Here is a 12,303-nt window from a genome sequence, read left to right on the forward strand (position 1 = left end):
CCGCGCGCATCGTGGCCCACGACATGGAACGAGTTTTTGCCGATATCGATGCCGATCACGGCGATCGCGGTATTGAGTGTCTGGGACATGGCGTGCTCCTTGTCTTGGCGCCCCTGGCCAGCTTATCGCTGGCGGGGCAGGAGCACGGCCGGACCATCCCATTAGCGGACGACACGCCAATACGCCGACTGACATCTGCCTCCGCCTAGCGATCAACGCATAACCAGCGAACCAAGATAGCCAGCTGCGGCACAGGCTACGAGCAGATCAGTCAGCATTGCCTGACTTGCACCTTACCCGGCGGAGCGTGATCCGCGTCAATTCGGATGGTCGACCGAGCCGTAACGCGAAGCCTGGCCATAGGGCCGTGCCGTTATTCACGTAGAGCGTCATCCCGTCCACGTCGTATTGACCCGAGACGTAACCCGCGTTGGCGCGCGCGGCCAACCTGTCGAGCCCTAGAATCAGTCCTCCGTGCGTATGTCCGGACAGTTGCAGAGCCACGCCAAGCGCCGCGGCGTTTCGTGCGTCACCTGGCTGGTGGTCGAGCAGAATGAGAGGAGCACCTTCTGGAGCGCCTTCAAGGACCGCAGCGAGATCGCGGTCGGGATGTCCTCTATGGCGCGACGCCCGGTCGGTGATGCCAGCGAGGACCAACTTACCGCCATTGCGCTCGAGAACGATGTGCCTGTTCTCGAGCGAGAGCAGTCCCAACGCGGCGAAGTGCGCCATCCATGTGCTGTAGCCGAAAATGTATTCGTGATTCCCGGAGATCACGTAGACGCCGTCGGGCGCCCTCAAGTCCCGCAACGGCTCGATGTCGGCGCGTCGCGCTTCGAGCGTGCCATCGATCAGATCTCCCGTGATGGCGATTAAGTCCACGCCGAGCTTGTTTGATCGCTCGACAACAGCGCGCGCCCATGATGCTGGAAAGAGGCGGCTGATGTGAAGATCAGTGAGTTGCAGAATGGTGTAACCGTCGAATTGCCGCGGAAGTCCGGAGACGCGGACTTCGACGTCCTTCAGCGGCGGAATCCTCATTGCCTGATGGACGCCGGTCGCAGCCGCAATCGATGCTAACCCGGCCAACCCGTAGCGGACAACGTCGGGGGCGCTCAGGGGGCCGCCGTGGATCAGCAACCCTAATAGAAGTCCGGCATCGAGCATCACTTGAAGCAGCGCCAGCAGAACGAGCGCGCCGAAAGCCCAGTTGAAGATAGCGACAACCGGTCGCGGGAATTCCGGAGAGAACACAGAGCCTGACGAGAGCTTGCTCCACCGGTGAAACTGCAATGCGACCAATGCAAGCGCTGCCATTGCGAACTTGATCGAGAGCGGCAACTGCAGCGGCCAGATGAAGCGGGTCAGGATAAGGAGATAGACCAGGCCGAATAAGAATTGAGAAATGAGTTTGCTCCGGATTTGATCGGTGCGGCATTCTTACACAGAACCAGCGCGACAGCGGCGCCCCATAACCGGTTCTTCAGTTTCCGAAGGTTGTGGCGAGCATCGATGGTCTTTCCGGAAATTTCTTCGTGGCGCATCCCCACTCTGGGGTCCATTTTGCCAAGCCGCACTCCGGATTTCAGAGGCACCTTAGCAGAGTGCCCCGCTCGCTTAGTGAGAAAAACCTAACATGTTAACAACATCTTACGGCACTTTTTCAAAAGCACAGGGGTATTCCACCCTGCCCGGCTGTTCGTTTTCTCTGGTTCGGCTGATCGCAATTGCCTGTAGCTACGCTTGCATGGAAATTGCATAAATTCTGGGCGACATGGACGCCGCATGAACCTCATCAGTCTCGACATCCGCATGCTCCGATCGCTGATCTCGGTGGTCGAGACCGGCAGCATCACTGAGACCGCGCGACGGCTGGGCCGCACCCAACCGGCGATCACCCTGCAATTGCAGCGGCTGGAGGAGCTCACCGGCAAGCAGTTGTTCGAGCATGGCGGCCGCAGGCTGACGTTGACCGATGACGGCAGCACGGTTCTCACTTACGCCAGATCCATCCTGAGGCTGCATGACGAACTGATTTCGCAACTTGCGTCACAGGAAATCGAGGGCCATGTCGTGCTTGGCACGCCGGATCTCTACGCCGCCTTCATGCTCCCCTCGATCCTCAGCGTGTTCCGAAAATCCTTTCCTCGCGTGCAGGTCCAGCTCAACTGCGCGCTCTCGACGCCACTGGTCGGTCTCGTCAAGCGCGGCGATGTCGACATCGCGCTGGTCACACGGATGAATGATTTCACCGGGGGCCAGGTGGTGCGGCGCGAGCAGTTGGTTTGGATGACCGGTGATCAATCCGCCGCGCACCAGGAGCGCCCGATTCCGCTCGCGCTCTTGCCGCCTGGCAACATCTATCGCGACTATGCCATCGATACGCTAGAGCGCGCGAATCTGCGCTGGCGCATCGCCTGCGTCAGCGAAAGCGTCGGCGGCCTGCAGGCCGCCGCGTTCGCCGGCATGGCCGTCACCGTGCTCGGCCGCAGCGCGCTGGTGCCGACGATGCGCCAGATCGGTCCCAACGAGGGCCTGCCGCCGCTGCCGAAGATCGAGCTGCTGCTCTACAAATCGAGCGGCGCGACTTCGAAAGCCGCGACCGCACTGCACGACTATCTGGCGCACTATCTGCGCCTCGACGAAGAGCTCAACGGCCGCGGGGTACCGATCGAGTTGTCCTAGCACTACGCCTTCGCGCGCGTTCGCCCTATCTCGTTGAGCGCCAGCGACGGCCAAAACTTTGCCCAGGGCTGCGCCTGCTCGAACGCCGCAGCGATGCGGAAGATCGTGGGCTCGTCGAGCCAGGGCGCGACGATTTGAAGACCAATCGGCAGGCCATCCCGGTCAAAACCGCAAGGCAAAGTCGCGGCCGGAAGGCCAGCGAGGTTGATTGGCCAGGTGAAGGGCGACCAGCCGAGATGCGGATCAACCTGGTTACCGTCGATCTTGCCGACGCCGATCTTGCCGGCTTCGAACGCGGTCACCGCAACCGTTGGCGTCACTAGCGCATCGACCCGCTCAAACAGCTTTAGGAATGCATTGCGCGCCTGGCCGCGCCGATAGCTAGCTTCGATATAGTCCGTGCCACTGTAGTGGCGGCCGGCGGTAACGACGTCGCGATAATCGGCTTCCGAGCTGGCCAAATCAGCCGTGGTCTTCGTCGCAACCGCCGCCGCCTGCTCGGTGAAGGCGATCGGCTTCAGCGTGTGTTCCAAAATGCCGGCATCGAGGCCCGGACCATCGATAGTGACCTGTGCACCGCAGGCATCGAGAACGGCGATCGCCTTGTTGAACGCTGCGCGCACATCGGTGCTGACCGCGGCGTAGCCGAGATCGGCGCTGGCGCCGATACGAACGCCATTCAACGGAACAGCGTTGGTGTCGAAGCGACGGGACGGCACGGGCAGACTTGCGGCATCGCGCATGTCGTAGCCGGCGATAATTTCCAGCGTGAGCGCGGCATCCGCGACCGTCCGCGTGATCGGTCCGGTGTGCGCGAGCGAGGCCCAGGATGGCGGCGAGAAACCGGGCGAGCGCGGCACGAGGCCAAAGGTCGGCTTCAGCCCGAACACGCCGCAGAAGGATGATGGAACACGGATCGATCCGACGCCGTCGGTGCCGATCGCGATCGGGCCGCAGCCCGCGGCAACGCCCGCGGCCGCGCCGCCGCTCGAGCCGCCGCTGGTGCGACCGGGATTCCAGGGATTTCGCGTGGTACCCGTGACCGGACTGTCGGCCGTCAGCTTGTAGCCGGACTCGCAAGTCGTAGTCTTGCAGGTGATGATCGCGCCCGATGCCTTCAGCGCCGACACCACCGCGGCATCCACGTCGGGCACGAACGTCTTGTTCATCGGCGAGCCGGCATAGGCTGGCACGCCCGCAACAAAGACGAGGTCTTTAATGGTGACCGGTACGCCGGCGAGTGGCCCCTTGGCCTCGCCCGCGCGCATCTCCTTGGTGACGCGGTCGGCTTCCGCCCTCGCCTGCCCGTACATCGGCGTCACCACCGCATTGCAAGCCTCATGCGTCGCTTCGAGCGCAGCTATCGTATCGTCCACGACATCACGCGGAGTAAACGTCTTGCGCCGATAGCCGGCCATGATCTCGGTTGCAGAAAGCGCGCCAAGGCCAGTCGGCGCTGGCGGGAAGGCCGTTCGGCCGGAACCATCAGTCATCATCAACCCTAAAAAGCTAGCTGAGCGCCGCGTCGACGGCACGTTTGGCCATGACCGTGACGAGATGCGCACGGTAGTCGGCTTCGGCATGGATGTCGGAGGTGAGGCCGTCGGTGTCGACCTTGATCGCCGCGATCGCGGACGGATCGAACTTTTGCGACAGCGCTTCTTCCATCGGCGGCACGCGGAACACACCCGACCCTGCTCCAGTCACAGCCACGCGAACGCCGTCGGAAAATTTAGCGACGAACACGCCAACCAGCGCATAGCGCGACGCCGGCGCCTTGAATTTTGCATAACCTGCCTTGAGCGGCACTGGAAGGCGGATCGCAGTGATGATCTCGCCCGGTTCGAGCGCGGTCTCGAACAGGCCGAGGAAGAAATCGTCAGCCGCGATGTCGCGCGTGCTGGTGACGATGGTCGCGCCGAGGCCGAGCACGCCGGCGGGATAATCGGCAGCCGGATCGTTGTTCGCGACCGAACCGCCGATGGTGCCGCGGCTGCGTACCGCAGGATCGCCGATCATCGCGGCCAGCGCCGCAAGCCCGGGGATCTTTGCCTGCACCAGTCTCGAGGCAGCCACAACGGCGTGCGGCGTCATCGCGCCGATCGTGACGGTGGCGCCGTCATCGTTGATGCCCTTGAGAGATCCGAGCTTCGACAGGTCGACCAGCGCGACGGGACTGGCCAGCCGCTGTTTCAGGGTCGGAATCAGTGTCATCCCGCCAGCTACGAGCTTGCTGTCCTCAATCGAGGTCAGCAATCGTGCCGCGTCGGGAATCTCGGCCGGCTGGTGATAGGCAAACGATTTCATTGTTGTTCTCCCTATTCCGCCGCGACCGGCAGCGACGCATTTTGCAGCAGGCGCCAGATCCGGTTCGGCGTCGCCGGCATGTCGACATGGGTCACGCCCAGATGCGACAGCGCATCCACCACCGCGTTGATGACGGCTGCCGGCGAGCCGATGGTCCCGACTTCGCCGCAGCCCTTCACACCCATCGGCGTGTGAGTGCAGAGCGTGGAGTGGGTCGCAACCTTCATCATCGGCATGTGATCGGCCCGCGGCATGCAATAATCCATTAGCGAACCAGACAAGAGCTGGCCTGAGCCCTCGTCATAGACCGCGCTCTCAAACAGCGCCTGGCCGACACCCTGGACGATGCCGCCGTGCAACTGGCCTTCGACGATCATCGGATTGATCACCGTGCCGACGTCATCCACGGCCGTGTAGTTGACCAGTGTCACCGTGCCAGTTTCCGGATCGACCTCGACCTCGGCGATGTGGCAGCCGCCGGGATAGGTGAAGTTGACGGGATCGTAGTAGGCCTGCTCCTCTAGCCCTGGTTCCAGCACTTCCAGGGGATAATTATGCGGCACATAGGCAGCGCCCGCGATCTCCTCGAACGACTTGATGCGGTCCGTACCCGCGACTGAGAAGTTTCCGGCCTCGAACTGGATATCGACTTCGGAAGCCTCGAGCAGATGCGCCGCGATCTTCTTGCCTTTCGCAATCACCTTGTCGGTCGCCTTGGACAGCGCCGCGCCGCCGACCACCAGCGAGCGGGAGCCATAGGTGCCCATGCCGAACTGCACGCGATCGGTGTCCCCGAACACGATGTCGACATTCTCAAAGGAGACGCCGAGCTTCTCCGAGACGATCTGCGCGAACGTCGTCTCATGGCCCTGGCCGTGATTGTGCGTGCCGATCATGACCGTTACCTGGCCCGTTGGATGCACGCGCACCGTGGCGCTCTCATAGAGGCCACCGCGCGCGCCGAGCCGTCCCGCAAAACGCGATGGCGCCAGGCCGCAGGCCTCAACATAAGTCGAGTAGCCGAGCCCGCGGAATTTTCCCTTGCTGGCCGAGGCCGCCTTACGGATGCCGAAATTTTTGACGTCGGCCGCGACCAGCGCGCCGTCGAGGCACCCCATCGGATCGCCGGAATCGTACTGCACCAGCACCGGCGTCTGGTACGGATAGGCCTCTTTCGGAATCATGTTACGGCGGCGGATCTCAACGCGGTCGATGCCCATCTCGCTGGCTGCGACATCGACGATGCGTTCCAGCACGAACGTCGCCTCGGGTCGGCCCGCGCCGCGATAGGCGTCGACCGGCACGGTGTTGGTGAACACCACCTTCACATTGCAGTAGATCGCGGGCGTGGTGTAGACACCGCCGAGCAAGGGCCCATAAAGATTGGTCGGGATGTTCGGCCCGAACGTCGAGAGATAGCCGCCCATATTGGCAAGCGTGTTGACGCGGAACGCCAGGAATTTTCCGGTCTCGTCGAGCGCGAGTTCGGCCTCGGTGACGTGATCGCGGCCGTGACGATCGGAAACGTAGCCCTCCGAGCGGCTCGCGACCCATTTGATCGGCCGCATCACCCGCTTGGCGGCCCAGGTGATGACGGCCTCTTCGCCGTAGTGGAACTGCTTGACACCAAAACCGCCGCCAACATCCGGAGCGACCACGCGCAGCTTGTGCTGGGGAATGTTCAGGACCAGAGCGCCCATCAGGAAGCGCACGACATGGGGGAACTGGCTGGTGGTCCACAACGTGAAGCGGTCGGTGCCCGGCTCGTACTCGGCTATCGCGGCACGCGGCTCCATCGGGTTGCCGATCAGGCGGTTGTTGACCAGGCTCAGCTTTGCAACATGCGCGGCCTTGCGGAAGGCGGTCTCGACCGCGGCCTTGTCGCCGAGCTCCCAGTCGCAGCAGATGTTGTTCGGCACATCATCAAACAGTTGGGGTGCGCCCGGCCGGACCGCCTCGAGCACGCCCACTACGGACGGCAGGACCTCGTAGTCGACGGTCAATAGTTCCGCTGCCGCATTGGCCTGCTCCGGCGTATCGGCGATAACAAAGGCGACCATGTCGCCGACGAAGCGCACCTTGCCCTGAGCCAGCATCGGGAACGGCGGCTCCTTCATCGGCACGCCCTTGGCGTCCGAGATGCCCCAACCGCAGGGCAACGAACCCAGTCCGTCAGTCTTGACGTCGTCGCCGGTCAGGACAGCAATGACCCCGGGCGAAGCCAGCGCCGCACTCTTATCGACGCCGCGCAGAATCGCGTGGCCATGCGGAGAGCGCACGAACACGCCCGCGGTCATGCCGGGACGCTTGATGTCGGAGACGTAATTGCCGCGGCCGGTCAGGAACCGCTGGTCCTCCTTGCGCTTCGGTGAGGCGCCAATGCCAATCACATTGCCCATGGTCACTCTCCCTTGGCAGCGTTCATGGCGGCAGCGCCGGCCATCACTGAGACGACGATGTTCTGGTATCCGGTGCAGCGGCAGATATTGCCCTCGAGGCCGTGGCGGACGTCCGCCTCCGTCAGCGTTGGCTTCTCAGTGGCGAGCGCCACCGCCGTCATCAACATACCGGGCGTGCAGAATCCGCACTGGAGGCCGTGATGTTCGCGAAACGCCTCCTGCATCGGATGCATCCGATTCGAGCCGGGTTCACTCCTCAGCCCTTCGATCGTCAGCAGCGTCGCGCCGTCGAGCGCAGGCGCGAGCAGCGTGCAACTCTTCACCGGGAGGCCGTCGAGATGCACCACGCAGGCCCCGCACTGGCTGGTGTCACAACCGATATGCGTGCCGGTCAGATTGAGCTGCTCGCGCAGCAGCTCGGCGACGAGCGTCGCCGGTTCGACGTCAACGGTGGTTGGCCGGTCGTTGAGAGTGAAGGATATCTGCACGGTCATACTCCTGTGCGCGATGGGGTCTTCAGGCTAGTGGAAGTGCGCTGCCGGTGGCCCATGTGGCCATGACGACATCGCCGACGGTGAACGGATCTGCGAAGAAGGTCTTTTCCGGTACATAAGCCACGAACTCGTCGTCCGGCACGGTGTCGAGCATGACCTTGACGAAATAGCCCTGATATTCGATCGCGAGCACGCGGCTCGGCAGCGACGTGCTGCAGCCGGGCGGCAACTCCCGGCCCGGCCTGACCAGCGCGACGTCGTCACGGCGCACAGCGATATCAACCTTGTCGCCCACGGAGACAGTCGAGCGCGCCTGGAGTGGCACTTCGATTCCTGAAGGCGCGGCCTGTGCGAGTGTAAAGCTTGCACCGTTGACCTTCTCCACCCGCCCCGACAGCACATTCTGACCGCCCATGAATTCGGCGACATAACGGTCGTGCGGGTGGGCGTATACGTCGCGCGCGCCCCCCGCCTGCTTGATCTTGCCCTGCTCCATCACCACCACGAGATCGGCGAGCGCAATCGCTTCGAGCTGGGTGTGGGTGACATGGATGAAGGTGATGCCGAGCTCTCGCTGCATCCGCCTGAGCTCTTGGCGCATCTGTACGCGTAGCTGCTCGTCGAGCGCGGAGAGCGGCTCGTCGAGCAGCAGCACGCGCGGCTCTGTGATCGCCGCGCGCGCCAGCGCCACACGCTGCTGCTGACCGCCAGAAAGTTGCGCCGGCAGGCGGTCAGCGAATTGCGTCAGCCGGACCTTCTCGATCATGACGTCGGCGGCGCGCAGGCGATCGGTCTTCGACATCCCGCGCACGCGCAACGCAAAGGCTATGTTGTCGCGCACGGTGAGATGCGGGAACAGCGCGTAGGACTGGAACATCATCGCCGTGCGCCGCTGGGCCGGCGCAAGCCCCACGACGTTCTGGCCTCCGATCACGATCTCGCCCGCGGTCGGGTCCTCATGGCCCGCAATCATGCGCAAAATCGTGGTCTTGCCGCAGCCTGAGGGGCCGATGAAGCAGCAATAGGCTCCGTCGGCGATCTTGAGGTTGACGCCGTCGACCACGTAGGTCGCTCCGTCAAAACTCTTGCCGACGCCAGCCAGTTCGATATCACCGCGATCGCTCTTCATATTCCAGCTCAGCCCTTTGCGCTGCTGCCGCGCCTCTTCTGGATCAGCACGATGCTGCCCAGGCTCGCGCCAATGACGATGAATGAGACGATGGTCGTCACCGTGCCGAGCGCGTAGAGCGAGGGCGAGGTGACATTCAGCGTCATGCTCCAGATTTCCAGCGGCAGCGTGTTCAGCGAGCCCGCCGTCTGGAGGCTGCGCGCGAACTCGTCGTAGGAGAGCGTAAAGCCGAACAGCGCCACCGCGACGATGCCGGGCACCAGCACCGGGATCATCACCAGCCAGATCGACTGCCAGCGACTGGCGCCGAGATCGTAGGCCGCTTCCTCCCAGACGTGATTGAAGCGCGACATCACCGCGAACATCACGAGCACGCCGAACGGCAGCGTCCAGGACAGCTGCGCGCCGAGCGCCGAGGTGTACCAGCTGGCGTTCAGTCCGAGCGCCTGAAACAGCAGGCCGGTGCCAAGACCGAGCACCAGCCCGGGCGCAACAAGGCTACCAATCATCATGTAGAACACGACGGTGTCGCCTCGAAAGCGCTTGCGGAAGCCGAGCCCTGCCAGGAAGGACACCACCACTGTGATCACGGTGACGATGACCGCAAGCTTGATCGAGCGGTCGAATGAGCCCTTGACGTCGCCGGTCCGCACCTGCGTGAAGAGATCGACGAACCAATGCAGCGAGTGGCCCTTCATCGGGAACACGAGGCCGCCGCGGATATCCTGAAACGACAGGACATAAATGCAGAACATCGGCCCGTAGAGCGCGATCACGTAGAACCCGAATAGCGTCGCAAGAACGTAGAAGGTCCAGGGCCGGCCGCCCTTGCTCGGTGCGATCGCCTTCCTCGTCGCGGGCGCGGCCGTTTCGGGCATGTCGGCGAGAGCGGCGCTCATCGCGCGATCTCCTGCCGGATATCAACCGTGCGTAGGATCAGCGCGACGATCGCAACCAGCACGAGGGTCAGAAGTACAGCGCTCGCCGCCGCGGTCGGATATTGCAGCACGCCCACGTCCTCGTAGAACGCGCTGACCACCGAGGCCGAACCGCCGCCGGACATCACTTTCACCACGAAGAAGTCGCCCATTACGATCGAGACCACGAAGATGGTGCCGAGCGCGATGCCACTCTTGGACATCGGCACCACGATCAGACGCATGATGTCGAAACGGCTGGCGCCGGCGTCGATCGCGGCCTCGATCAGCCTCTTGTCGATCCGCGCCATGGAGTTGAAGATCGGCACGATCATGAAGATCGTGAGCTGGTGGACATAGGCGATGACCACCGCAAGGTCGGAGAACAGCAACACCTCAAGCGGCTGGCGGATTACGCCTAGCGTCAACAGCGCCTGGTTGATCAGGCCTTCCTTGCCGAGCAGAGGAATCCAGGAGATCATCCGGATGATGTTCGAGGTCCAGAACGGCACCGTGCACAGCAGGAACAGGCCGATAGCAAGCAGCTGGTTACGGACGTGGAAAACCAGAAAATAGGCGACAAAAAAGCCGATGATCAGCGTGAAGATCCAGGTCAGCACCGTGAACTTGATAGTCGCCAGATACAGCTTCAGCGTCAGCGCCGAATGCAGCACATCGACGTAGCTCGCCAGCGTGAAGTCGGGCGTCAGGCCGCCAAAACCGTCAGTGGCGAAGAAGCTCGCCGCCAGTACGACCAAGATAGGCGCCACGAAGAACGGCACGAGCACCAGGACCAGCGGCGACACATAGAGCCAGCCGGCGAGATTGTCGCGTGGCGGAGCTTGAGTTGAAATTGGACTCGGCTGCATATCGGCCTCGAACTCGGTCTTCTCGCATCGGCGCGCGACCGCGCCGATGCCGTCGTCAGGTCGCGGAAAGCAGGTTTCAGGCCACCTTGAAATCGTTCCAGCGCTTGTTCATGTACGCGGCCTCGTCCATCAGCGTATTCCAGCACGAGATGTTCTTGACGCGGTCCAGGAACGAGCCGCCGTCACGCTTGGTACCGGTCTTCTCCATCGGCACGCCATAGGGATCGTTGACCACCTCGGGCGCTGGCTGGCCCTCGTACCAGAACGCCCATTCCGCCGGTGTGAGGAACTTCTTCGCGGTCGACGGCACCGGGCTGTAATAGCCGTAACGCGCAACGAAGCCGCCCTGCCAGCCCGAGAGATACCAGTTGAGATATTCGTAGGCCGCGTCGAGCTTCTTGCCGGACAAGTGCTTCATCAGGCCCATGCCGTTACACCAGCCGCGATAGCCTTCCTTGCCGTTCTTGACGTTAACCGGCGCGTAGACGCAGGGGATTTCCTTGACGCGCACGGCGGCGACCGCCGGCGACCACATGGACTGGATGACCACCTCACCCGCCGCCATCAACTGCACCGACTGGTCGAAGGTGGTCCAGGTCGCTCGGAACTGGCCCTGCTTCTTCAGCTCGATTAGCTTGTTGCAGGTAAAGTCTATCTCCTCCTTGGTCATGTTGCCCTTGTTGCCGTACTTGATCAGCCCGGCGCTTTCGAAGCAGAGCGCAGCATCCATGATGCCGATCGCGGGCACGTCGAGAATCGCCGCCTTGCCCTTGAACTTCGGATCGATCAGGTCCTTCCACTCGGTTACTTCATGGCCGACAAGGTCGGGCCGATAGCCGATGGAATCGGCGTTGTAGACCTGCGGCAGGAAGGTCGCCCATTCCGTGACGCCGTCATGCAGATCGGTGGAGTCGGGCTTGGAGATATACATCGCCTCGTAGGGCGAAACGCCCTGGCGCGGGATCTTGTGACCGTCGATCTCGCCCTTGGTGAAGATCGGCAGGATGTTGTCGAACTCCTTGATTTTCTTGACCTCGATACCCTGGATCACGCTGCGCTTGGCGGCGAGTTTGGCCTGCCAGCCTTCAAGATCGGCGATATCGACCGTATTTGGCTGGCTTATGAAGCGATTGATGGCAGCGGAGGTATCAAGGTTCTGCATCGTCACCTTGAAGCCGAGATCCTTGGCCGCCTGGTCGCCGATCGCCTTCACCACCGAATAGGAGACGCCGACATGACGGAGCTCAATGTCCTTGATCTCCTGCGCCCAGATGGTCGGGAATCCGCGGATCGCATCCGAACCCACAGCTGCGCCCGCAACTGCCGCAGCACCCCTCAACAGCGTGCGCCGGCTCAGCTTTTTCGAAGACTTCACTTCCGTTCCCGCCGGATCGGAAGTCGATGTCCGCTTATCCCTGTCAAGCATGGCAACCCTCATTGGTTACGATGAACGCCCGCACCGATCGCCATTGACCGGCTGCGATGTGATCAATTGCGCTCAAG

11 protein-coding genes are annotated in these 12,303 nt (G+C 62.7%); 2 read left to right on the forward strand and 9 right to left on the reverse strand.

Going from position 1 to position 12,303, the window contains the following annotated elements; all coding sequences use genetic code 11:
* Window positions 1–209 (forward strand): hypothetical protein (locus tag CT676_RS44930; protein ID WP_205124629.1); only part of this gene is annotated, 209 nt, incomplete at its 5' end.
* Window positions 210–267: 58 nt separating this feature from the next.
* On the opposite strand, the gene CT676_RS38930 is transcribed toward CT676_RS44930, so the two are convergent.
* Window positions 268–1,407 (reverse strand): metallophosphoesterase, encoded by a 1,140-nt coding sequence (locus CT676_RS38930; protein ID WP_028152377.1) that lies wholly within the window; start codon window positions 1,405–1,407, stop codon window positions 268–270.
* Window positions 1,408–1,785: 378 nt separating this feature from the next.
* Here CT676_RS38930 and CT676_RS38935 point away from each other — a divergent pair, with 378 nt between their 5' ends.
* Window positions 1,786–2,685, forward strand: a complete 900-nt coding sequence (locus CT676_RS38935; protein ID WP_085404912.1) for a LysR substrate-binding domain-containing protein — start codon at window positions 1,786–1,788, stop codon at window positions 2,683–2,685.
* Window positions 2,686–2,687: 2 nt separating this feature from the next.
* Here the strand turns inward: CT676_RS38935 and CT676_RS38940 are convergent, their stop codons facing one another.
* From CT676_RS38940 to CT676_RS38975, 8 genes are all read right to left on the reverse strand, one after another.
* Complete coding sequence (locus CT676_RS38940; protein WP_085404949.1) at window positions 2,688–4,178, reverse strand: amidase; 1,491 nt, start codon at window positions 4,176–4,178, stop codon at window positions 2,688–2,690.
* A 16-nt stretch (window positions 4,179–4,194) separates the two neighbouring features.
* Complete coding sequence (locus tag CT676_RS38945; protein WP_085404913.1) at window positions 4,195–4,992, reverse strand: xanthine dehydrogenase family protein subunit M; 798 nt, start codon at window positions 4,990–4,992, stop codon at window positions 4,195–4,197.
* A gap of 11 nt (window positions 4,993–5,003) precedes the next feature.
* Complete coding sequence (locus CT676_RS38950) at window positions 5,004–7,391, reverse strand: xanthine dehydrogenase family protein molybdopterin-binding subunit (RefSeq protein WP_063984051.1); 2,388 nt, start codon at window positions 7,389–7,391, stop codon at window positions 5,004–5,006.
* Window positions 7,392–7,393: 2 nt separating this feature from the next.
* Window positions 7,394–7,885, reverse strand: a complete 492-nt coding sequence (locus CT676_RS38955; RefSeq protein ID WP_187387739.1) for a (2Fe-2S)-binding protein — start codon at window positions 7,883–7,885, stop codon at window positions 7,394–7,396.
* Between the two features lie 22 nt (window positions 7,886–7,907).
* The gene (locus CT676_RS38960; protein ID WP_135216841.1) at window positions 7,908–9,014 is read right to left on the reverse strand and encodes an ABC transporter ATP-binding protein; all 1,107 of its coding nucleotides are present in this window, start codon (window positions 9,012–9,014) and stop codon (window positions 7,908–7,910) included.
* An 8-nt stretch (window positions 9,015–9,022) separates the two neighbouring features.
* Entirely contained in the window at window positions 9,023–9,913 is an 891-nt protein-coding gene (locus tag CT676_RS38965) for an ABC transporter permease subunit (protein WP_063984053.1), read from the reverse strand.
* Window positions 9,910–10,800 (reverse strand): ABC transporter permease, encoded by an 891-nt coding sequence (locus CT676_RS38970; protein WP_135216842.1) that lies wholly within the window; start codon window positions 10,798–10,800, stop codon window positions 9,910–9,912. Before CT676_RS38970 ends, CT676_RS38965 begins: the two co-directional genes overlap by 4 nt.
* Window positions 10,801–10,876: 76 nt before the next feature.
* Window positions 10,877–12,226, reverse strand: coding sequence for an extracellular solute-binding protein (locus CT676_RS38975; protein ID WP_135216843.1), 1,350 nt, complete (start codon window positions 12,224–12,226; stop codon window positions 10,877–10,879).
* Window positions 12,227–12,303 lie beyond the last annotated feature (77 nt).

This window comes from Bradyrhizobium sp. MOS001 (assembly GCF_004634465.1).
In the GTDB taxonomy this organism is placed as follows: domain Bacteria; phylum Pseudomonadota; class Alphaproteobacteria; order Rhizobiales; family Xanthobacteraceae; genus Bradyrhizobium; species Bradyrhizobium barranii.